Annotated in this window: 18 protein-coding genes; 6 read left to right on the forward strand and 12 right to left on the reverse strand. The window is 63.5% G+C overall.

The genetic code is table 11. The annotated features are described in order from the left end of the window. Nucleotides 1-2 precede the first annotated feature (2 nt). Nucleotides 3-629, forward strand: coding sequence for an FMN-dependent NADH-azoreductase (locus tag IVA93_RS24065; protein ID WP_247370699.1), 627 nt, complete (start codon nucleotides 3-5; stop codon nucleotides 627-629). A gap of 23 nt (nucleotides 630-652) precedes the next feature. Here the strand turns inward: IVA93_RS24065 and IVA93_RS24070 are convergent, their stop codons facing one another. From IVA93_RS24070 to IVA93_RS24095, 6 genes are read right to left on the reverse strand one after another with little or no spacing between them, the layout of a single operon-like run. Further along, nucleotides 653-1702 (reverse strand): LacI family DNA-binding transcriptional regulator, encoded by a 1050-nt coding sequence (locus tag IVA93_RS24070; protein WP_085352453.1) that lies wholly within the window; start codon nucleotides 1700-1702, stop codon nucleotides 653-655. Then, nucleotides 1699-2343, reverse strand: coding sequence for a ThuA domain-containing protein (locus IVA93_RS24075; protein WP_247370703.1), 645 nt, complete (start codon nucleotides 2341-2343; stop codon nucleotides 1699-1701). Before IVA93_RS24075 ends, IVA93_RS24070 begins: the two co-directional genes overlap by 4 nt. Before the next feature lie 10 nt (nucleotides 2344-2353). Next, nucleotides 2354-3451, reverse strand: coding sequence for a Gfo/Idh/MocA family protein (locus IVA93_RS24080; protein ID WP_247370706.1), 1098 nt, complete (start codon nucleotides 3449-3451; stop codon nucleotides 2354-2356). A gap of 22 nt (nucleotides 3452-3473) precedes the next feature. Next, nucleotides 3474-4322: a carbohydrate ABC transporter permease gene (locus IVA93_RS24085; RefSeq protein WP_247370710.1), complete on the reverse strand. Its 849-nt coding sequence runs from the start codon at nucleotides 4320-4322 to the stop codon at nucleotides 3474-3476. Beyond that, complete coding sequence (locus tag IVA93_RS24090; protein WP_524536869.1) at nucleotides 4315-5256, reverse strand: carbohydrate ABC transporter permease; 942 nt, start codon at nucleotides 5254-5256, stop codon at nucleotides 4315-4317. Before IVA93_RS24090 ends, IVA93_RS24085 begins: the two co-directional genes overlap by 8 nt. A gap of 2 nt (nucleotides 5257-5258) precedes the next feature. Then, the gene (locus IVA93_RS24095) at nucleotides 5259-6518 is read right to left on the reverse strand and encodes an extracellular solute-binding protein (RefSeq protein WP_247789250.1); all 1260 of its coding nucleotides are present in this window, start codon (nucleotides 6516-6518) and stop codon (nucleotides 5259-5261) included. A gap of 163 nt (nucleotides 6519-6681) precedes the next feature. On the opposite strand from IVA93_RS24095, the gene IVA93_RS24100 reads away from it, so the two are divergent. After that, on the forward strand, nucleotides 6682-7440 hold the full coding sequence (locus IVA93_RS24100) for an SDR family NAD(P)-dependent oxidoreductase (protein WP_018458719.1): 759 nt from the start codon (nucleotides 6682-6684) through the stop codon (nucleotides 7438-7440). Nucleotides 7441-7474: 34 nt separating this feature from the next. On the opposite strand, the gene IVA93_RS24105 is transcribed toward IVA93_RS24100, so the two are convergent. Then, nucleotides 7475-8623 (reverse strand): ABC transporter substrate-binding protein, encoded by a 1149-nt coding sequence (locus IVA93_RS24105; RefSeq protein WP_085352421.1) that lies wholly within the window; start codon nucleotides 8621-8623, stop codon nucleotides 7475-7477. A 1066-nt stretch (nucleotides 8624-9689) separates the two neighbouring features. Here IVA93_RS24105 and IVA93_RS24110 point away from each other — a divergent pair. Continuing rightward, on the forward strand, nucleotides 9690-10826 hold the full coding sequence (locus tag IVA93_RS24110) for a GNAT family N-acetyltransferase (protein WP_247370716.1): 1137 nt from the start codon (nucleotides 9690-9692) through the stop codon (nucleotides 10824-10826). A 30-nt stretch (nucleotides 10827-10856) separates the two neighbouring features. On the opposite strand, the gene IVA93_RS24115 is transcribed toward IVA93_RS24110, so the two are convergent. Continuing rightward, nucleotides 10857-12080, reverse strand: coding sequence for an FAD-dependent oxidoreductase (locus IVA93_RS24115; RefSeq protein ID WP_018458716.1), 1224 nt, complete (start codon nucleotides 12078-12080; stop codon nucleotides 10857-10859). A 433-nt stretch (nucleotides 12081-12513) separates the two neighbouring features. On the opposite strand from IVA93_RS24115, the gene IVA93_RS24120 reads away from it, so the two are divergent. From IVA93_RS24120 to IVA93_RS24130, 3 genes are all read left to right on the forward strand, one after another. After that, complete coding sequence (locus tag IVA93_RS24120) at nucleotides 12514-13860, forward strand: lipopolysaccharide biosynthesis protein (protein ID WP_085395444.1); 1347 nt, start codon at nucleotides 12514-12516, stop codon at nucleotides 13858-13860. 308 nt (nucleotides 13861-14168) lie between these two features. After that, nucleotides 14169-15344 carry a glycosyltransferase family 4 protein gene (locus tag IVA93_RS24125; RefSeq protein ID WP_247371099.1) on the forward strand — a complete coding sequence of 392 codons (1176 nt, stop codon included), beginning with the start codon at nucleotides 14169-14171 and terminating at the stop codon, nucleotides 15342-15344. Nucleotides 15345-15374: 30 nt separating this feature from the next. Continuing rightward, nucleotides 15375-16910 (forward strand): glucosamine inositolphosphorylceramide transferase family protein, encoded by a 1536-nt coding sequence (locus tag IVA93_RS24130; protein WP_247455089.1) that lies wholly within the window; start codon nucleotides 15375-15377, stop codon nucleotides 16908-16910. Here the strand turns inward: IVA93_RS24130 and mdlC are convergent. From mdlC to IVA93_RS24150, 4 genes are all read right to left on the reverse strand, one after another. Then, a complete protein-coding gene (gene mdlC, locus IVA93_RS24135) occupies nucleotides 16907-18514 on the reverse strand; it encodes a benzoylformate decarboxylase (protein ID WP_247455091.1) in 1608 nt (535 codons plus the stop codon). The two genes, IVA93_RS24130 and mdlC, sit on opposite strands and share 4 nt — an antisense overlap. Before the next feature lie 35 nt (nucleotides 18515-18549). Further along, nucleotides 18550-19998: an aldehyde dehydrogenase gene (locus IVA93_RS24140; RefSeq protein ID WP_247370725.1), complete on the reverse strand. Its 1449-nt coding sequence runs from the start codon at nucleotides 19996-19998 to the stop codon at nucleotides 18550-18552. 35 nt (nucleotides 19999-20033) lie between these two features. Next, a complete protein-coding gene (locus IVA93_RS24145) occupies nucleotides 20034-21359 on the reverse strand; it encodes an MFS transporter (protein ID WP_085352450.1) in 1326 nt (441 codons plus the stop codon). An 89-nt stretch (nucleotides 21360-21448) separates the two neighbouring features. Beyond that, nucleotides 21449-23137 carry an FAD-dependent oxidoreductase gene (locus IVA93_RS24150; RefSeq protein WP_247370729.1) on the reverse strand — a complete coding sequence of 563 codons (1689 nt, stop codon included), beginning with the start codon at nucleotides 23135-23137 and terminating at the stop codon, nucleotides 21449-21451. Nucleotides 23138-23154 lie beyond the last annotated feature (17 nt).

Here is a 23154-nt window from a genome sequence, read left to right on the forward strand (position 1 = left end):
CGGTGGCGAAGCTCCTGCACCTGTCCTGCTCGCCCCGCGACGACTCCTGGTCAGGCGCCGGCGCACGCGTTTTCCTCGACGGCTTTCGCCAAGCTCGGCCCGACTGGGACGTGGACGTTATGGATCTCTGGCGCGAGCGCTTGCCGGAATTTTCAGGCCCCATTGTCGAAGCCAAATATGCACGGATGAAGGCGCAGGCCTTCAACGACGCGCAGCGCGACAGCTTCGCGGAAGCCGAGCGGATGGCGGTGCGCTTAGCGCTCGCCGAGCGGGTGCTGATTTCGACGCCGATGTGGAACTTCGGTATTCCCTATAAGCTCAAGCAATGGTTCGACATCATCGTCCAGCCCGGGCTCACCTTTCGGTTCGATCCGTCGCTGGGGTATATCCCGTTGCTGAAGGACCGGCCGACCATCGTCATCATTGCCAGTGGCAGCGATTTCGCCACCGGAATGAACCGCGGGCGCATCGACATGGCAACGCCTTACCTGCGCGAAATTTTGCGTTTTGTCGGTATCAACAATGTCCGTTTCATTCCGATCGGACCAACCACCGGACCGCAACAGCCCATTGAGGTGGCTCGCGAACGAGCCCATCGACGCCTGGCCGCAATGGCCGAGAGCTTCTGATGCGCCCCGCAGGTCAGTCGAGGCTACGGCAGATTGTCCCGCAGAAAAATGTCGATGCGGATGCGCTCCTGGTCGGGGCTGATCGGCTCACCCGAACAATGCGCGAGCAGGACTCGCGCCGCAGACCGTGCCTCGTGGCCGGGATCCTGGTTGATGATGGCATCGAGCGTGCCGCGGACCAGGAAACGCCGCGTGTATTGGGTCAGCTCATGGGCAATCCAGACCACCTCGCGCGCCCGTCCCGAGGCCTCGAGCGCGTCGGCGATGCCACGGTTCCCGGCGCCGCAGCAGTATATGCCGCGCAGATCGGGCTGGCGCGCGAGCAGTGCCGCAGTGAGCTCCCGGGTGCGCTCGCTGTCGTCGCGGCCCTCGATCACGGGCAGCGCGTGCAGGTTCGGATACTCGCTGGACAGGATCTGGTGGAAGCCGAACTGCCGCTCGGTGTGATCGCGCAGCGACAACGATCCCGCGATGACGGCCACCGTCCCCTTGCGACCAGTGAGGAACCGTCCCATCAGCGTTGCAGCGGTGCGGCCTGCCGCCGGGTTGTCGATGCCGACATAGTGCAGCCGGCGCGAGCTCGGCGCGTCCGACACGAGGGTCACCACAGCGACCCCGCGCGCAGTGAGTTCGTCGATCGCGGCGCGCACCCTGGGATGGTCGAGCGCGATCACGGCGACGCCCTGATAGGCAGGCGAGAGATTTTCCAGCGCGGCGGCGAGTACGTCCGGATCGAACACGTCGACACGCAGGATATCAATGAAGCCGCGCTGGCCGGCGAGCCAGTCTGCGGTGCGCTGGACCTGCTCGGTCAGGTTGGTCATGAAGCTGTTGCTGCCCGTCGGCAGCACAAAGGCAAAGCGGAACGTCTGCCCGCGGGCAAGCCGCGCGGCCGCGACGTCGGCTCGATAGCCGAGTTTTGCCACCGCGGCCTCGACCCGCGCGACGGTCTTGGCGCGCACGCCCTCGCGCCGGTTGACGACGCGGTCGACCGTGGCGAGCGAAACACCCGCCGTGCGCGCAACGTCCTCAAGCGTGGCACGAATCACCGGCTGGCTCGCACCAGCATTCATTCGCGCGCCGCCCACAGCATGCCGCGGGTCATCAACGTTCGGATTTCCGGTACGTCGAGTTCGTAAGCGCGGTGGCCGAGCGAGGAATAGAACACCCTGCCCGCGCCGTATCGCTTCTTCCAGACCACGGGCATTACCACGCCCTCGATCCAGGGCGCGTGCTCGCCGGTGAAGGTCGTCGTCGCCAACACCTCGTTGGCGGGGTCGACATGCATGTAGTACTGCTCGGAACGATGCTCGAAACTCTTCAGGCCCTTCATGATGGGATCATCCGGCTTCGTCAAGTCGACCTTGTAGTCGATGATGTTGCCGGGATGCGCAACCCACTGCCCGCCGCACAGGAACTGGTAGTCGACGGAATCGCGGAATGCGTCGCCCATGCCGCCATGATGGCCGGCGAGCCCGACGCCGCTCCGGACCGCAGCGCAGAGATTGAGCGCTTCCGCCTTCTCGATTGTCGACATGGTGTAGATCGGGATGATCAGCGACAGGTCGTGAATCGCGGGATCGGCGAACGCGGTGGTGGTGGTTTCGATCCGCACCTCGAAGCCTTCAGCCTTCAGCCAACCACGGATCATCGAAGCACAGAGATCGGGATCGTGCCCGGGCCAACCGCCCCATACAATCATTGCCTTGCGCATGTTTCTGTCCTCAGTCGATCTGTCCGGTTTCACGCCCGGCCGGCAGCATCGCCGGCCGCTCGACGCGGCTCTCGATCTTGACGCGCCGGCCTTCCTCGGCAGAGATCTGGAACGCCTCCATCACCTCCAGCACGTGGAAAGCGAGCGCGCCGCTCGCACGATGCGGCCGGTTGTTCAGTATCGCGGAGGCCATATCGGCGGCGCCAATGGAACGGAACTCGCCATCGACATGACCGTGGGTCAGCGACACCGGTTCCCAGTCGCCGCCGGTCTTGGCGACCTGCACCTCGCCACCGAAGCGGTTCGGATCGGGCACGAGCATGCTGCCCTTGTCGCCATAGATCTCGATCGGCGCGTGCCGGTGCTTCGGCACATCAAAGCTCATCGCGATCGAGACGACCGCCCCGCCCTCGAATTCGAGCGTGCCGGCGACATGGGTCGAAACTTCGACCGGGATCAGCGTTCCGTTCATCGGCTGGCTGGTGACCAGCCGCTCGGATTTCGGACGCGCGGTCGAGCCCATCACGCTCGCCACCGGGCCGAGCAGCTGCACGAGATCGGTGATGTAGTACGGGCCCATGTCAAGCATAGGGCCGCCGCCGCGCAAATAATAGAAACCCGGCGCCGGATGCCAGCGCTCATGGCCGGGGCAGCCGAAGAACGCGCTGCCGGCCACGGGCGTGCCGATCGCGTCATCGTCGATCAGCTTGCGCGCGGTCTGGTGCCCACCGCCCAGGAACGTATCGGGCGCGCAACCGACGCGAAGATTCTTCTGCGCGGCGAGCTCCATCACCTTGCGCGCTTCCGTGACGTTAATGCCGAGCGGCTTCTCGGAATGAACGTGCTTGCCGGCGTTCAGCACCGCCAGGCTGACGTCGGTGTGGGCGAGTGGCACAGTGAGATTGATGACGATCTCAACGTCGTCTCGCTTGAGCAGCTGATCAACCCGCATCGCCGGCAACCCGAAGGCGGCGCCCTGCCGCTCTGCCGCATCGCTGCGCATATCGGCGAGCGCCTTGATTTCCATGACCGCGAAGCGCTGGGCCGCCTTCAGATAAGCGGTGCTGATATTGCCGCAGCCGATGATGCCGATGCCGACTTTTCTCATTGTGATCTCCGTGAGGTACCGTTCATCCCTTGACCGCGCCGGCGGTGAGGCCTGCGACGATGTGCTTCTGCGCCAGGAGGAAGAGAATGATCGTCGGCAGGATGGTCAACGTGATGAAGGCCAGGATCAGATGCCACTCGGACGAATACTCGCCCTGATAAATCATGATACCGAGCGGCCAGGGATAGAGCGCGTCGGTGTTGAGCATCACCAGCGGCAGCAGATAGGCGTTCCAGCTGTTAACGAAAGTGATGGTACCGACGGTCGCCAGGATCGGCCGGGACAAAGGCAAGGTCACATAGCGGAAGAATTTGATATAGCTGCAGCCGTCGACCAGCGCGGCCTCCAGCAATTCGTACGGGATGTCCTTGAAGAAACGCCGCAGCAGCAGCACGCTCATGGCGAGACTGAAAGCCGTCTGCGGCAGCGCAACGCCAAAATATGTATCGAGCAGCCCGAGATCGCGTACCTTGATGAAGAGCGGCAGCACCGCCGTCGCGGCCGGAAACAGCAGGCCCAGCGTCAGGTAGCTCAGCAGCATCGAGCTGCCGTAGAACCTGATATGGGCGAAGGTGAACGCCGCCATCGAGGCGACGATCAGGGTCAAGGCTACCGTGAGGGTCGAGATGATCAGCGAGTTGCGCAAGAGCTGCCAGTAGCGTGCCGAGAACAGGATGTCGGCATAGTTCTGCCACTCCCAGTGACGTGGCAGGCCGAACGGATTGACGCGCAGTTCGCCGAGCGACTTGAAACCACCGAACAAGGTCGCGAGCAGCGGCACCATTACGATGATGGCAACAACGGCCAGGAACACCAGCTTGAACAATACTGAGGGATCGAACGGCGCTCGGATGGTCCTGACGTTACTCATCGCGCATGAACCATCGCTTGTACGTGAAGGCAAAGGTCACGCAGATCGCAAACAGAATGACGCCGATGGCACTGCCGTAGCCGACCCGCATGCGCGAGATGCCATTGTTGTAAAGAAAGCTCACCATCGTGTTCGAGGCGTCCGCGGGCCCGCCGCGCGTCAGGGGCATGACGAGATCGAACAGCTGCAACGAGCCGACGATGGCGAAGAACACGGAGAGCCGGATCGTCGGATAGAGCAAGGGGATGACCACATGTCGCAAGGCTTGCGATCGGGTCGCGCCGTCGATACGCGCCGCCTCGACCAGGCTCTTGTCGAGGCCCTGGAGCGCTGCGATGAATAGCATCATGTGGAAGCCAAAGTACTTCCAGACGACCACGATCAGCACCGCCAGCATGGCCGTATCCGTCGATGCAAGCAGATGCGGCGGCTCGGCGCCGAAGCTGCGCCAGATCGAGGCCACAAGGCCGTAGTCGCCATCATAGACGAAGCTGAAGATCAGCCCGGTCGCGATCTCCGCCAGGATATAGGGCATGAAGAACAGCATGCGCAGCGCCACCGCCCCTCGAAAGCGTTCGGCGAGCATCAAGGCCAGGGTGAGCGCAAGCGGCAGCTGGATGGCGAGCGAAACAGCGATGATCAGGCCGTTGTTACGCAGCGCGAGCCAGAAGGCGCGGGTCTCCAGCACAAAGCGGTAATTGTCCAGGCCAATCCAGTTGGTCGGCCTGCCGAACCCGTTCCAATTGAAGCCCGAATACCAGGCTGCTTCGCCGATCGGCAGCACAACGAACAACGTGAACAACAGCAGCGCCGGCGGCAGGAACAGGATGAGCACCGTCAGCCTGCCGTCCCAACTCGGGCCACGGATCGTGACCTGCGGGATCATCTCGCCAGCAGCGCCGATCGCCGACACGCTCGCGGTCCGCCGCGTCACCGTCAGTTGCCCTGTTTCCACGCCGCCTCGATCGCCTTGGCGGCCTCTTGCGGGCTCATGCTGCCGCCGGCGATCTCGGCGGTGACGTCGTTGACGACGCGGCCCACCGACGGACCCAGGCTCTGGTCATAGAAGTTCTGGTGGTAGTTCGACTTCGCCAGATTGGCGGCGATCAGCTTCATGAAGGCGTTGTTGAGGCCGACATCCGCACCCTGCACCACCGGGATGATGAAGTTGCCCGCGGCAAGCCGCGTCTGCACCTCTTTGGAGACGAAGTATTTCAGGAAATCGACAGCCTCCTTCGGCGAGCCTTTTGTGATCAACCAACCGGTGATGCCCCCGAGCGTATCGGTCGGAGCGCCCTTGCCGCCGGTCACGACCGGGAAGTCGAACCAGCAGATCTTGTCTTCGATCAATCCGACCTTGTCGGCGGCGAGAGCGCGCTGCAGATGATAGACCGTGCTGATCGCGAGCGTCATCGCCGCCTTGCCGTCGCCGAAATAGCCGACCGCCTGCGGGTTCTTGAAACCCAGGAAGCCATTCTGGAACGGTTGGAGATCCACGAGTTGCTTGAACAGCTCGCCGGATTTCTGGAAGGTTTCCCCGGCAAAGCCGCCGTTCTCGCCACGCAACGCCGCATCGAACGCCGCCTTGCCGCCGATGCGCACAGCAAGATGCGTCCAGTAGAAGTGCAGTGGCCACTTATCGGCGCCGCCGACCACGATCGGGGTCACGCCGGCGGATTTCAACGTCTTCACGGCAGCAAGCAGATCGTCCCAGCTCTTGATCCCGGCAGGGTCGACCTTCGCCTTGGCCATCAGCTCCTTGTTGCAGAGGAAGCCGACCTGCGAGAGCGCCGTGGGCAGACCATAAACACGGCCGTTGCTGGTGAAGGCGGCGAGCGCCGCCGGTGTGAGACTGTCGCTGTAGCCCTTCACAGAATCGGTGATGTCGTCGAGCACACCGGCCTCGATCTGCGTCTTCAGGACACCGCCGGCCCAGCTGTAGATGATGTTGGGCCGGTGTTTGGATTGCAGGATGGTCGGCAGCTTGGCCTTGTAGGCCTCGTTCTCGAGGAACTGCATCTCGACCTTGACGCCGGGATGCGACCCCTCATAGGCGCGCGCAACCTCCTCCCAGATTTTGACCTGGGCCGGGTTGGCCTCGATGTGCAGCCACTTGACCGTCGTTTCGGCCGCAGCGAGTTTCGCTCCGAACAGGCATGCGACAACGGCTAGTCCCAGTTTCCCGAGCAGTCTCATCACATTCCTCCCAAGGGCTCTTATTCTTTGATGCAATCCTGCCTTCGATTTTTGAGGTACGCAACTGAAATTCTGACCTATGCACCTCACGAGGGAGGTCGCTAAGGTGAGCGGGAGAGTCGGGCCGCGTCGCGCTGCCCCCAACGCAAATCGAGGGATATCCATGGCTGCCGTTTATTCCGACCTCGCCGGCAAGGTCGTTCTCGTCACCGGAGGCGCATCGGGAATTGGCGCTGCGATCGTGCGGCGCTTCGCACAGCAGAAATCCAATGTCGTGTTCTTCGACATCAATGTCGACGCGGGCCAATCGCTGGCACGCGAGCTGTCGGATCAAGGTCTTAGCGCGCGTTTCATGCGTGTCGACTTGACCGATATTGCCGCGTTACGTGCCGGTGTCGCGGAGGCGCGCAATGTGCGCGGCGCGATCAACATCCTCGTCAACAATGCCGCGCATGACGAGCGGCACAGCACCGAGGAAATGACACCGGAATATTGGGACGACCGCATCGGGGTCAACTTGAAGCACCAGTTCTTTGCTGCGCAGGCCGTGTTGCCGGACATGAAGGCGGCGAACGCCGGCGCTATCATCAATTTCGGCTCGGTATCGTGGATCGCCGGACAAGGCGGCATGGCCGCCTACACCGCCAGCAAATCGGGTGTGATCGGTCTCACACGCTCTCTGGCGCGCGATTACGGCGCCTACAATATCCGCGTGAACGCGATAGCGCCGGGATGGATCATGACTGAGCGCCAGCTCGATAAATGGATGACACCCCAGGGCGAGGTCGAGCTCATGCAACGACAATGCCTGAAGCGCAAGCTCATGCCCGACGAGGTCGCGAAGTTCACCATCTTCCTCGCTTCCGACGAGGCTTCTGCCTGCACAGCCCAGCACTACATCGTCGATGGCGGCTGGGTCTGAGGCGGACCAGACCAGATCGTGCATCGGCGCGCCGCTACTTTGCCAGGCGGAACTTCCCGCCTTCGACCTTGATGAGAAAGGCCGAGCGCTCATCATAGCCGTTGTGATCGGCCTTGCTCATGTTCGACAGCCCATTGTTGAGATAGATGTTCTGCCCACGCTCGAGTGCGTCCCGCAGCGCCGCGCGAAATTCGATTGTGCCAGGCTTTGCCGTCTTCAGCGCATCCGGTGCAGCTTTTCCGATCAGTGCCACGACATCCCAGAGGTGAGCAGCGAACATGTTGGGCTTTTGTCCGTTCGCCGCTTCATACGCGGTCACGAACTCCTCCGTCGAACGACGGAACGGATCTCCTGCGGGAAGATCGGCGGCAATGGTAAAAGCTTCGCCCGCGAATACCGCACCTTCGACGTTCGCGCCGCCGAGCTTGATGAACTCCTCACTGGCCACGCCGTGTGTCTGAAATATCTTCCCGGCGTATCCGCGCTCGCGGAGCGCCTGCTGCGGCAGGACGGCCGGAGTTCCTGCGGACGCGATGAAGACGGCATCGGGATTGGTCGACATCACCTTCAGCGCCTGACCGGTGACGCTGGTGTCGGCGCGCGCGTAGACCTCATGTGTGGTTACGGTCAGCCCCAACGCAGGCGCGAGGCGGCTCACCTCCTTGTAGTAGCCCTCGCCGTAGCCATCCGAAACGCCGATATAGCCGAGCGTCTTCACGCCTGATGTCGCGATATGCTTGAGGATGGCGGCCGCCATGAGGTCGTCATTGGGAACGACCTTGAAAGCCCAGGCACGCTTCTCATCCATCGGTTGAACGATGGCCGTAGCGGCAGCGAGCGACAGCAGCGGCGTCTTCGATTCGAGCGCGACATCCAGCATCGGCATGGTCACCGGGGTCAGAGAGGAGCCGACCAGCACGTCGACCTTATCCTGGATCACCAGCCGGCGTGCGTTCTGGACCCCTTTGGTCGAATCCGACTCGTCGTCCAGGACGATATAGGTCACCTTCTCTCCACCGATCTCTTTCGGAAGAGCTGCAACCGTCTTGAGCTGCGGCTGTCCCAGAGCGGATCCCGGGCCGCTTGCCGAAATCACAATTCCAATTTTGATGTCCGCGTGAGCAGCATTTCCAAAAAGGACGCATGCCACAAGAAGCGAGGCTCGCGCGAAACCGATCTTCATGTCCCGTTCCTCCCTGTCCGCTTTGATGACTCCGCCGGCTGCATCGGGCGCCCCGGCTCGAGCTTGCACTGCTCTCCGGGACGCACCGACGCTGCCCAGAAGGCACGTCGTCCGACATACGCGTTCCCTCCTGCGGTCCCGAGCAAGCGGGCGATCATGCTAAGCGGATCGCGGCAACGTGTCTGTCCCTAGCGTTAGGGACAAGACATCGGTGCTCGAACCGGAATCTCGAGGTAGACGGACACGCCTTCGCGTTCTCGCGGCGCATTTCGCCCGAGCTTTGCTTGGTCGCTTCACCCTCTTGTCCAAGAGGGCGCAGGGAAGGCCGGGTGCCGGCTGGCACCCGCGGTCCGCTGCGCGAAAAGCACACGCAGGAAAACCGCACAGCAGCATACAGGTGTAGCCAATCACTCGGCCTTCCCTGCGCGATAGTTGGACGGCTTATGCCGTGCTCTCCCGGGAGCCGAGTTCTCTTTGGCCTCCCTCGTCCCAACGAAAGTCACCGCCACCGCGCCGGTTGACGCAGATGCCGCATTCGCCAGGGCTTGACCGTAGCAACGACGGCCAGGACCACACGGTTTTTGCCGTACGCACGGTTCGCCATTTCGCCGCAGTTTTCCCAGCCCTGTCGACGGAGCCGGAAACTTACAGACGAGACGAAGCCTAGCAGCGCCGCTCGTCGGAACGCAGCCTGGGCTCACGGAGAGCAATCCGCCCTGCCCTTAGCCTCTCGCACCCGAACGCTGCCGCGTCCACCGCAAGCCCGGCTCGCGAACATGACGACCACAAGATCGCCCCTCAAGGATGAGCCGGGATGGACGACACATACGCTAAAACCGAATTTCGGTAAAGTGGAATATTTCTGACGAGGGGGGTTGACGCGGTCGTGGCTGTTTCGGCTGCGAGGCCGCTCGATGAGGAATTAGCGGTTTGGTAACCATACGCGCCTCGCTCGAAGGATTAATGCAAATCATACGCCGCCGGTGTCTCCCCCGTAACGACCCTGCTATAGAGCGTAGATCCGGCTCCATCAATCGTCCCGAGCCATCTGCTTTCTTGGTTGCGTATGAACAGACCTAGCAACACATTCGACATCGCCATCGAGCAGGGATTCGACTTCCTGTCGCCGGACTACGCGGAGCTGTTCGACAACTCGGCCGCCACCGCGTTCCAGCATCCGCTCTGGCTCGACACCCTCTACACCAGGCTCGCGTCTCATGTGGGCGCAACTCCTCTGGTTGTCGTGGTCCGCCACCGCGCGACGGGCGCCCTTGCGATGGTGTTGCCCTTGCTGCGGATCCGGCGCGGCCCGATACGGACCGTCGAATTCGCCGACCTCCGCGTTTCCGACTACCTCGCGCCCGTATGCAGCCCGCAGGTATTTTCCGAGCTGCTCAAGGACGAGAGTGCCTGCACAGAAATCCGGTGCCTCGTCCGCCCGTTCGATCTGCTCCGGATGACCAAGCTGCCGGATGGACGGCTTCCGATCGAGAACCTGCTGGCTGCGCCCCGCCGCATAGCGATGGACACCAATGCCTATGCGACCGTTCTGGTCGCGCCGTTCGAGCAATGGCGCGCCAGTGCGCTGGACCGTTCCTACCAGAAGGAGCTCGCAAAGAAAGCCCGGCAGCTCCAGAAGAAGGGGGACTTGAGTTTTTCATGCTGCCGCGACAGTGCCGCTGTCTTGGAGGTGCTGGACGTGATGAAGAAATTTCGCGGGCCGCGCTTTCAGGCACACGGCGACGGAGATCTGCTCCAGCGCCCCGAATATTACGGCTTCTATTCCGACGTGGCGCAGCGCGGCCTCGGCTCCTTTGTCCGGCTCTATGCGATGAAGATGAACGGCGAGGTCATCGCAGCCGTGCTCGGACTCAGCCATCACGGCAGCTTCCTCGTGATCATGGGCGCCTTCGACATTGCCGGATACAAAAGCCAGTCCTTGGGCGCGCTGATGTTCGAGCAGGTGGCGAAGGATTGCATCGAGCGCGGGGATCAGATGCTCGATTTCACCATCGGCGACGAGCCCTACAAGAAGCAGTTCGGCGCTCAGCCTTCACCGATGTGGACGGTCACGCAGGCGGGCAGCACCACGGGCGCCATCTCCTTGTTCGCACTGAAACAGGCGCCTTGGCTCAAGCTGGCCGCCAAGCGGATGTCGGAGTTCAGGTTCCTGCCGACCCGGACCTCGACGCCGACGCGCTGACCGGTGCGAGGGGCCGCCCGGGTGCCGCTCTCAGGCGCGTAGCGCGCTTCGAACCTGGGCGAGCCAGCCGGGCCGCATCTGATCGAGCCGGTGGGTGATACTGCGTCGCAGGAAGTGCAGCCGCCGCCGCACGTCCCAGCCAATATCGTTGCGGGACGTCAGGGCCTGCCGGAAGCGCGCCATCTTCAGTGACTGCTGGTCCGCCGCGACCTTGTCGGGATCGGAATAGAATTCAGAAATCTTCTCCCGGCCCATGCCCTCGGTCCCGAGCCAACGCGGCGCATATTCGGTGCAGAGGCGCTCGACGTCGACCAGCAGACGGGCGACGCCCGTGCCGGCGGCCGGACAATTCGTTTGGAACGCATCACCGATGAGCACGACTCCGGGCTGGAGATGTCCTTCCACGACGGACAGGTGCATCACCCAATTCTGCACCCGGTCGATCACGTGGAAATCGCCAAGGTAGGGCCGCAATCCCGGAAGCAGGCGCAAGACCGTCGCCTCCGGTTCACGGCGCAGCTCGCGCATGATCGGATCGGTCGGGTCTCGGAACATGAAGAGATTTGCCCGCATGCCGGCACGCACGGGAAACAGGCTGAGATAATCGATGCCGTCCGCTGTGCGCTCCCCATAACAGGTCAACGCCTCGAAATCGAACGGCGCGTGGTCGCGGCGGGCGATCGTGAAGCCGAACGAAACCGAATGGCGCTCGGCCAGCACGCGCCGCTTGATGCCGAGCTTGTAGCCGAGCACGCCCGCCATGCCCGTGGCCAGCACGACGAGGCGCGCAGTTATGCGCCCCCCTGACGCGAGCTCGACATGTTGGAGATCGTCGCGACAATTGACCGCAGTGACCTCATCGACAATGAGGCTGGACGGATCAGGCAGCTGGCTGCGCGCCATGGCGACGAGATCGGCATATGGAAGCCCGTAAGCCCGGCCGACGCTGACATCGACCACCTTGCCTTCCCTGATGTTGAGCACCTGATCATATCGACAGGCCACGTTGTCGAGCGCATCGAGGAAGCCCAGCTTGCGCAACATCTCCAGCTGACGGCCGCCTATTTTTTCGACCCGAAACTCGTCCGGATGGACCGCGCGCTTGTCGACGAGAGCGACACGATGCCCTGCCCGCGCGAGCACGGCCGCCGCGAGCGAGCCCGCAAGGCCGCCGCCGACGATCGCGATGTCGACGACGATCGCCGCGGTCGCAGATCCAGCGCTCGGCTCGGTCACGTTGCTATCCGCCGTCATGGTTCAGGCTCCCACGGTCAACGATGGTTGCCCGTGCAATTCTCTCGCCTGATGTCGCATCGTAGGACCAAACGCGATCATTTCTCGATATCTCGGTTAACGCAGCGGAGACCTGCCCGGCCCGATGAGATCCGGCACGCGCCTTGCTCGGGATGGCCATTCCCGTTGAGCCGGTCCGCATTCCAATGGCTCATCTCGCCTCATCGGCCGTCGATGCGGCGCTCTGCCGCCACGCGACCGGGCCGCACTTTGCTCTATCTGGGACAATGGGGTCAGCGATGTTCCATAGTGAAGCAACAGGCATGGCCGCGACGTCGCCGCGGAGGGCGGGATCATGGAGGCCGTCCATTAACACTCGCGGTTTTTCGGCATGCTAGGCTGTCGCAGGTAATCGGAAAATGTCTCTTCAGGGGAAGTTGCCCCTTAAATCTCCATGATCGAATCCATCGTCCAATTCATGCGGCGCGACGTGACGCGCGGTGTTGCCGGAACCATCCTTCTCAAGGTTGGTAGCGGCGCGCTTGCGTTCGCGTTGTTCTCGCTTGCGGCACGAACGATGTCGCCCGATGGGTTTGGCATCTTTGCGACCTGGCTTTCGGTCGCCCAGATGGCAGCGGTCGTCGGTCTGGTGGGCCAGGAATCGCTGCTGGTGCGATTTCTGAACGAGTATCGGGTGGGAAATCAGCCTGATCTCACCAAGGGCGTGCTGCTATCGAGCTTCAAGATTTCCTCCGTCGCGATGCTGATTGCGATCGGCGCAATCGCGATCGGCGCGAACATCAAAGGCGCCTCGTGGCTGCTGGTTGTCGCGGTGTCGGCCTACACAGCCGTGAATGCCGGACTGATGCTTGGCAGCCAGATCGCACGCTCGCTGGTCAGCATTCTCATGGGGGAAGGAAACAGGGAGTTCTTCTGGCGAGTCAGCGTGGTGCTGTTTCTGCTCGCAATCATGTTCGGCCATCGGCAGCTTGATCCCGCCGAATTGATCGCCGTGATGACGATTGCCATGTCGGTCGGGCTGGTCGCACAGATCATCGCGATTGCGCGAGTTCTACCGGATTTCCGCGGCACGGCGGTGCGTTCCGAGCCGTCGCGCTGGAGATCGAGCGCGCTTCATTTCTGGGTCGCATCCATTCTCGAAGCCGCGAACCAATATTTCGACGTCATTCTGGTCTACTGGATGCTGGACCCGGCAACCGCCGGAATTTATTTTGCCGCTTCGCGCCTGGCCAACATCTTCGCCATGCTGTCGGCCGCATTGTACAGCTTTGGCGCACGTCGGCTCCCCTCGCTGTACTTCAGCAAGAACCATCAGGAATTCGAGCGAACGTTGCGGCTCATGGCGGAAGTGACCGCGGTGTGCGTGGTCAGCGGACTCCTCCTGATCTGGGTTGGAGGTCCCCATCTACTCAACTTGTTTGGGCCACATTTCGCTGCGCAGCACTGGGTCCTGATCGTGCTCGCGATCGGAACGGCGGTCCAGGCGGCGGGCGGTCCGTCTGCGGCGATATTGCAACTGACCGGCCATGAGCGCGAGTATGTCCCCGTGATTGCCGGGAACGTAGCGCTACGGCTGGTTGGATTTCTCGTCCTCATTCCCTGGCTCGGCGTTCTTGGCGCAGCGATCTCGGCCACTGTGTCGCTGGCGCTCGCGACCATCGTCCTCAACATCCTCTGTCGCCGACGAACCGGCGTCGATCCTTCGATTCTGGGGCTTCTGCGTTTCTCGGCATCGAAGCGCAGCGCCTACGCGGTCCGTGGCGCGGACTCCGGCGAATAGAGCGTCAGCATATGTCGCGCGTGTCCCGCATGAAGGAGAGCGCACCAGCAGCCGTCGGCGCACCGGTAGAATGTGCGTCGTTTTCGTATGCTTTAGTGGGCCCGCTCCAACCCAAATATCGATGGTTAATCGGCGGTTGCCCGCGTCCTCTGCACTTCGTCGGGAACCAGCGGAATTCCCTCACGAACGATGCCCTTGCGGCAGGGCGCATTAACTCCGTTTATTGCTAGTCGGTGTCCGCGCGATGCCCGCATGGTAGATACGGAGTTAAGAAGGTGAAAATTCGCTTCTCTAATGGGTCGGGATCCGTGCTGCATTACCAGCCAAACAAGGCGTTGGGCGAGACGACTGCGACAGCACTCCCGTCGCCCAACGGTGGCGGACGCAAGCCGCACGTGCTGCTCGTACAGACCCAGGCTGAGAACGCCGGTGCGCAGGAGATCTCGCGCCTGCTTGGCGCCGGGCTGACCGCCCGCGGCTATCGCGTCACCAATCTTTTCTTCTTCCGCAAGTCGGATTCGTTCGATGAGCCGCCCCACACGGTCTATTGCGCGTCGAGCCGGCCGGGAAATCCGCTGGCGCTGCTGCAAATGCTGTGGACGCTCGGCCGCCATATCAGGGCCACCAGGCCTGACGCCGTTCTGACCTTTCAGCACTTCGGCAATGTCATCGGCGCCGGTGTGGCGCGCCTGATCTGCCGCGCACCTGTCATCGCCAATCAGGTTTCATCCGCGCTGTCGATGAGCTGGCCGGTCCGTATGGCCGACATCGTCATGGGCAGCCTCGGCTTCTTCGACCGCATCACGCTCAACTCGCTGGACATGCAGCGCGAGTATTCGCGCTACCCCAGGGCTTATCGCGCGCGCATGGTGCATGTCCCGCACGGCTTCGACGACAAGGCGCTCACCCTGTCGAAGCAAGCTGCGCGACAGAAGTTCAATCTCCCGCCGGATAGCCCCCTGCTCGGCTGCGCAGCAAGATTGCACCCGCACAAGCGGCTCGACGCGGCGATACGTCTGTTGCCGGATCAACCATCCTGGCATCTCGCGCTGGCCGGCCAGGGAGCCGACGAGGCCCGGCTGCGGCAGTTGGCGGATGAGCTGAGAGTATCGGACAGGCTGCATCTGCTCGGCGAAATCACCCCGCGCCAGATGGCGGAGTTTCTCGCCGCTCTCGACGTGTTCGTATTTCCGACGCAGGCGGAGACCTTCGGCCTCGCCGCTGTGGAGGCTGCAAACGCCGGCGTTCCCTCGGTCGTCACCGATCTTCCGGTCTTGCGCGAAGTGTTGTCCGTCGAAGGGAAGCCGACAGCGCTGTTCGTCGATACCTCCGATCACGCCAAGCTGTCAGCGGCCGTCTCGAGGCTCCTGACGGACCAAAGACTGAGCGACGAACTGCGGCAAAACGCCAAAGGCCTGAAGCTGCGCTATTCAGTGGACGCCATGGTGGAGGAATACGTTCGAATTCTCGGCCAGGTCATTTGATCGGGGCGCATGGAAACGGATCGGCTCGACATGACCATCGAGTTTCGCTGTGAAATTGAGAATGCGCGGCGGTGGATGGGCCGCGAGACGCTGTCGATCGACGGGCGGGATGTACCGGTCCAGATCGCGTGGACGGCAACGGCGGAGCCGCGGCCGGCGGGTCTCGACATGCTGTTCGAGCTCGAACGTTTGGTGTTGCACAAGGGCAAACACAGCGGCACCGAAAGGCTGAAGATCAGTCCGGACCGGATGCAGGCTCGCGCCGGCACGGCAGACGTCATCGTCGATTTCACCGGTGGCGCGCGGGATCCGAACTGCTCCGCCCGGCAGTATCTCCGCCCGCTGTTCAATGGAGTGGCAGGCGAAAACGCAGCTCTTGCCGCCATTCTCGCCGGCGATCTGCCGGTGATCGAAATCGTCGACGAGGTCGACGGTGCAGTCCTCGATCGTGGCCATCCCTCCGCCGAAATCGCGGCCGGTCTGAGCGGGGGCCTGGAAACGGTCACGGCGCGAACCCTGACCATGGTGGCCGCCATCCTGTCGGGACGACCGCGCATCGTGCCGCAGCTGGCACGACCGGCCCGAGCGGACAACGGCCGCCCGCCAACGGCTTATGTCGCGCGCGGCCTCACCATATCGATCGCCAAGGAGATCTATCGCCTCTGCTGCTATGCCCCGCATTGGCATGTCGGATGGCGCATCAACAAGGGCGCAGGCGTCTGGCAGACCGGAGACCTGTCAGGGCCTCGCTGGAACGTCCTTGCCGATCCCGGAAACCACTTCTACGCCGATCCTTTCCCCATCACGTGGCAGGGAAGAACATTCGTCTTCTTTGAGGATCTCGATCACCGGATTGGAAAAGGAATCATTTCCGCGATCGAGTTCGACGATAAGGGCCCGGTCGGAGCGGTCGTGCCCGTATTGGACGAGCCCTGGCACCTCTCCTATCCGTTCCTGATCGAGGACGATGGCGCATTGTGGATGATCCCGGAGAGCTCGACCAATGGGGACGTCGCCATCTATAAATGCGTTCGGTTCCCGGACAAATGGGAGCGCCACGCGACGCTGCTTTCAGGACTTGAACTCGCCGATGTGACGATCACGCGGCACAACGGCCTGCACTATCTGTTCGGAGCCTGGCGCGATGGCACTGGCGGGTATTCGGATTCGTTGGCGATCTATCACGCCGAGCACCTCATGGGCCCGTGGTTGCCGCATGCCAGCAACCCGGTCCTGATCGACCGAGCGAGCACGCGGCCTGCGGGGAATTTCGTCACCATCAATGACAAATTGTGGCGCCCGGTCCAGGATTGTGCCGGCGGATATGGGGCAGCGCTCGCCCTGGCGGAAATCGTCGAACTGTCGCCGACGACGTTCAAGCAGATTATCCGCCACTCTCTGCGGCCAGGGCCAGCATGGCCCGGCAGGAAGTTGCATACCTTGAATCGCTGCGGACAACTCGAGGTGATCGACGGGTCGCGTGTCCAACCCAAGACCCGTGCCTTCGGAGGCAAATTTCCATCGGCTGTCTTGTCGCCGCGGACCAGCCCCTCTGCCGCCAGCTAGCGCGGATGGCTGAACAGGTCCGTCGTGGCGTCGTCGACGGCGATATCGACCAGCGCGGGACCGCTTGATGCCAACGCTTCGGTCAAGATGGCGTCGACGTCGCCGACATCGGTCACGCGCTGCCCCGGACAACCCATTCCCCTTGCGAGCGCCACGAAGTCGAGCCCGGGCAGGTCGATCCCGGGCGGGCGATGCGCCTGCATCAGCTGGCTGAAGGCGCGCATCGCGCCATAGCCTGAATTGTTCATGATCACGAAAGTGATCGGCAGGCGGCGTTGCACCGCGGTCCAGATTGCCTGGATGCAATACATCGCCGATCCGTCACCGATCAGGGCGACGATGCGGCGGCCTGGCCGCGCCAGCGCCACGCCGACCGAGGCCGGCAGGCTATAACCAAGTCCGCCGCTCGCCATCGTGTAGAAGCCGTCCGCGCCAGGCCGTGGTAGGAATTGTTGGATGGCGGGACGATGCGACGGCGCCTCCTCGACCACGATCGCATCGGCCGGCATCAACGCGGAGAGCCGGGCGAGCGCATAAGCGGGCGGAAGCGGATTTTGCGCGGCAGGAACGGCAGGCCGCATCCGCGCGGCCGGCACCTCGCGCTCCGCGATCCCTGGCATCGCCGACAGCAGCCCAGCCAGCGCCTTTGGGAGCGTGCTGATGATGGTGTCACCGACAGAAGCGGATGCGGCTTCCGTCGGATCATCCGTGATCTGCCAGACCGGCGTTCCGTCGTCGAGCAATTCACATTGTCCTTCGACATGGAAAGTAAACACCGGCGCGCCGACCACGACGATCAGATCGGCGCCGCGCAATGCGCGGGCGAGCCCTCCCGGTGCTGCCGGAAGGAAGCCGGCGAACAGCGGATGCAATTCCGGAAAGCTCGAACGGCTCGACATCGGGCTTGCCCAAACGGCCGCGCTCGCCTGCTCGGCCACAGCGACCATCGCGTCGACGCAGCCGCTGCGATCGATCTCGGGTCCGACAACGAAGATAGGTTTTTTGGCGGCTCGGATCGCCGCGCCGAGCCGAACGATCGCCGCCGGATCGGGCGCAAACTCCGTCGCGATGCAGCGGACCGGTGGAGCGGTTGCGGGCCGCGCCCAATCATCCGACGGGACCGACACGAATGTCGGACCGCGGGGATGCTGCATGGCGGTGAGGAAGGCCTGCGCGATCGCCGCTGGAACATCTTCGGCGCGCGCCGGTTCGGCGCTCCATTTCACATAGGGCTTTGGAAACTGTGCGGCGTCCTCGGAGAAGAGATAGGGTCGCATCCGCAATAGGCTGCGCGCCTGCTGCCCGGCTGTCACGACCATCGGTGTCTTGTTGCGGAATGCGGTGAAGAGATTGCCGAGGGCATGACCGAGCCCGGCCGCCGAGTGCAGATTGACGAACGCCGCTCGTCCCGTGGCCTGCGCATAGCCGTCTGCCATACCGACGACGCAGGCTTCCTGCAATCCGAGCACGTAGTCGATGTCGTCGGGCCAGTCGCCAAGGAAGGCAAGCTCGGTCGAGCCGGGGTTGCCGAAAACGCGATCGACGCCAAAGGAGCGAAGCACACCGAGGGTCGCTTCCCGAACCGTGAGAACTTTCGAATTCATGAATAGCGTCCTGATGGGCTTCGCTTGTTGCGCGGTCAGAAGGGATAGTGCTGCGGCTGGGTCTCGATGGTGATCCAGCGCAGATCGGTGAACTCGGCGATCCCGGCCTGACCTCCGAAGCGGCCGTAGCCCGATCCCTTCATGCCGCCGAACGGCATCTGCGCCTCGTCATGCACGGTCGGGCCGTTGACGTGGCAGATGCCGCTTTCGATCCGCTGCGCCACCGTCAGCGCGCGCGCGACGTCGCGGCCGAACACGGCGGCCGAGAGGCCGTACTCGGTATCGTTGGCGAGCCGCACCGCGTCATCCACGCCACTTGCCCGGATCACCGAGACGACGGGACCAAAGCTCTCCTCGGTATAGATGCGCATGCCGGGCACCACGCGGTCGAGCACGGTGGCCGGGACGACCGTGCCAACCCGGTCGCCGCCCGCGAGCTTGACGGCGCCTTTGGCGATCGCGTCGTCGATCAACGCAACGACATGCTTGGCCGGCGCCTCGTCGATCATCGAGCCGACGACGACCGGACCGGAGCGCGGGTCGCCGGCCGGAAGCGCAGCTGTCTTCTTCGCAAGCTTGTCGACGAAGGCGGCCGCCACCGCCTCGTCGACGATCACCCGCTCGGTCGACATGCAAACCTGGCCCTGATTGATGAAGGCGCCGAACGCGACCGCCGCGACGGCGGCATCGAGGTCGGCATCGTCGAGCACGACAAGAGGCGCCTTGCCGCCAAGCTCGAGCAGCACCGGTTTGAGGTGGCGCCCGGCGAGCTCCGCGATGACGCGCCCGACGCGGGTCGAGCCGGTGAAATTGATCCGCCGCACGGCCGGATTGGCGATCAGGCGCTCGACCAGAGCGGGCGCATCGGCCGGTGCGTTGGTCAGAACATTTACGACACCGGGCGGAAAGCCTGCGTCCTTGAAGACCTCGCCGATCAACCGGTGCGTCCCCGGGCATATCTCGGAGGCCTTGAGCACGACGGAATTGCCGCAGGCGAGCGCCGTCGCCACGGCGCGAACGCCGAGAATGATCGGCGCATTCCACGGGGCGATGCCGAGGCACACGCCGGCGGGCTGTCGAATGGACATCGCGAGGCATCCCGGCTTGTCCGACGGGATCACCTCGCCGGCGATCTGCGTGGTGAGCGACGCCGCTTCGCGCAGCATGCCGGTCGCGAGCTTGACGTTGAAGGCCGACCAGATCTCCGTCGTGCCGATCTCGGCCATCATGATCCGGACGAAGGCGTGGCGCTTGGCCTCAAGCGCATCTGCGGCCTTCAGCAACAGGGCTCGCCTCGCATTCGGGCCGAGCGCCGACCATGCGGCAAACGCGGCGGAGGCCGCCGCCACCGCGGCATCGGCATCGGAAGCGGTCGCGGCGGCCGCGCGGCTTGCGACCTCCTGCGACAGCGGATTGCGCCGCTCGAACACCTTGCCGCTGGAAGCGGCCTGATCCTGCCCGTTGATGAGAAGACTGACGTCCATGAAAAACCTCCCTGGGGTTGATAATGGCGCTCGCTCTAGCCGAGCAGCCGCGATTTTCCGGTTTCACGCGCAAAGCCGAGCGCAATCATCGCCGCGAGCGCGAGCGCAACGTAGTATCCTGTGATCGCGTAGGTCGAGCCCGTCTGCGCAAACAGGCTGGTGGCGACCAGCGGCGCAATGCCGCCGCCGAGCACCGTCCCGAGCTGCTTTCCGATCGACACGCCGGTGAAGCGAATGCGGGTCGGAAACAATTCCGGAAAATAGCTTCCTTCGCTGCCGAACATCAGCGGATGGATCACCCCCGCGGCGAGGATCACCGCGCCCGTCACCAGCACCGTGTCGCGGCTCGCGACCACACCGTAGAATGCAAACATCGAGATGGCTGCAAGCACCACGCCGGCCAAGAACAGACGCTTTCGTCCGATACGGTCGGACCAGGCTCCGATGAGTGGCATCGCAACGAGCCCGACGAGATTGGCGAACAGCACGGCCTGCGTGATGACGTCTTTCTGGACGCCGAGCTGACGGGTCGCGAAGGAGATGGTGAAGATGGCTGTCAGATAGAAATAGGACGTCTGCGCCATCTCGGCGAAGAATACGATGAGGATCGGCCGCCAATGTTCCCGCAGCGCTTCGACCACAGGCGCTGCTTCCGTCACCTTCGCCTTTCGGAATGTCGCGCTCTCCTCGATGCGCAGGCGCATATAGACGCCGAGCGCGACCAGAACCGCGCTGATCAGGAACGGCACGCGCCAGCCCCATGACAGCAGGTCCGCTTCCGGCAGCCGCGCGATCGTGAGCGCCGCAAACGAGGCGAGCACGACACCGACGGGTCCTGCGGCCTGGATCACCGCGGCCGAGAAGCCGCGCCGGTGCCCGGGCGCCGTCTCGATCGCCATAAGGATCGCCGCGGTCGACTCGCCGCCGAGCGCAAACCCCTGAACGAAGCGCAACGCCACGAGCGCGACGGTCGCAGCCACACCTGCACTGGCGTAGGTCGGCAACAGCCCGATCGACATGGTCGCAAGTCCCATCATGAGCAGCGTACACAGCAAGACGGACTTTCGGCCGAGACGGTCACCGAAATGGCCGAATACAAGCCCGCCGAGCGGACGCGCCAAAAATCCGACGGCAAACGTCGCGAACACCGCAATCGTCGCCGTGAGCTGGTCGAACTTCGGAAAGAACAATTGATCGAACACCAGCGGCGCGATCAGGCCGTAGATGAAGAAGTCGTACCATTCGATCGCGGTGCCGATGGTGCCGGCGATCAGGATACGCCGGCGGCTGCTCGCCGTCTGCTCGGCAGTGGCGCCGGCGGCGGCATGGTCGTCGTAGTGCTCCAATGCTCTTGTCGTCACGGTTTCCTCCTCCGGTGTCATTTGTCGTTTTGTTGTCTTGTTGTTATTGGCCGCCGCAGCCGCTGGTCGGATGCAACGGCGAGAGTCGATCAGCTTGCCAGCCGTGCGCCGTCGCTCGCGTTGTGTCCGAGTGCTCGGGCAAGGACGCGCCCGATCGTACCAGCCTGTGACGCGCTGCCGCGCCAAGCCACGATCTGGTCGGGGCGTATCAAAGCCACATCCGCCTCATAGAGATCGCGCAGGGATTTCGGCAGCGTGACGAGTTTCACATCGACCCCGATCGCACGGATGGTCTCGACGACTGACGCATGAGAGGTCATGACCTCGCCGAACTGGAGCAGCGTCCACTCGAACCCGAACAGGTCGTACAGCGAGACGCCGTCCTCCAACCACGTATGCGGGGCGCGGCCGCCGGGACAGGCGCTCGGAACGTAGACGTTCGCGGCATCGGGCGGCGGCTGGCTGCCGTCGGAGACGATGATCGGCGAGCCGTCGTAGCGCCCACCGAAGGTGACGCCGGGAATGTTGAATTCCGCGCGGGCGTGCTGTTCGAGATAGACGCCCGCCGTCCGCCGCGCCTCGTCGCCGGCCTCGGTGGCGTCCTCGATGTCAGGCGCAGGCGCGAACAGACCGAGCGAGTCGGCAAAGCGACGCGCATAATCGGTGTTGCGCAGCGCCACCGGACGCCGCTCGACCTCGTAGCTGTCGAGCAGCTCCGCCGGGCTCACACCATTGATGACGCTTGCGAGCTTCCAGCCGAGGTTGACCGCATCCTCGATCGCGGTGTTGTAGCCAAGGCCTCCGGTCGGCGTGAACAGATGCGCCGCGTCGCCGCCGAGGAACACTCTGCCCCGCTGCATTCCGTTTGCGACCAGCGCGTGGCCGGCGGTCCAGGTCACGAATGACAGCACTTCGCAGTCGATCGGCGCGCCGCAAGCACGCTGGAACGCTGCTTTGGTCTCGTTGATTGTGATCGCACTCTCGTCTTCGCCGGGCCGAAGCTGCGTGTGAAACGCAAATTCGTCGCGCCCATTCACCGATGCCATGAAGGCGCGGCGGTCGCCGTTGAAGCAATTGTACATCCACGCCTTGGCATGCGGGATGCTCGCGTAGAAGCCAGGCGAACGGAGATAGACCGCCAGCATGCGGCCGCCCATGAAATCGCGCTGCGTTCCGGTTTCGCCGCCGTAGACGATCCCGAGCGATTGCCGGACCATCGAGCGCGGCCCGTCGGCTCCGACCAGGAAGTCGGCCCGGACCTGAAAGCGGCTGTTGTCATCGAGACATTCGATCTCGGCGATAACGCCGTCATCGCTCTCGACGTAGCTGATCAGACGATGACCGTAGCTGAGCCGTATTCCGGGAAGCCGTTCGGCGTGGCGGCGCAGCACCGCCTCGACGTATTTTTGCGAGACCCGATGCGGCAGCTCGGCGGCGCTCCAGGAGCCCGACATGCCCTTGACGAGCTCGCCCGCGCGTGACGATGACGGCAACTGAAATCGGGCCAGCTCGTAACCGGTGTAGCGCGTGAAATACGCAACGTCGGTCGGGTAATCCGCAGGCAGACCTTCGCGTCGGATCTCGTCGGCAAAACCCAGCCGCCGATAGTGCTCCATCGAGCGCGCTTGCGTCGCATTGGCTTGCGGATTGAATGCTGTGCCCGGCTTTTCATCGACCAGGATCGCGGACACGCCGCGCCGGCCGAGCTCGTTGGCGAGCATCAGGCCGCAGGGCCCCCCACCCACGATGAGCACCGAGGCCGTCAGACATGTTTCCAAAGGCGCTTCTCCCTACC

It is taken from the genome of Bradyrhizobium sp. 155, from assembly GCF_023101105.1.
GTDB lineage: Bacteria > Pseudomonadota > Alphaproteobacteria > Rhizobiales > Xanthobacteraceae > Bradyrhizobium > Bradyrhizobium canariense_D.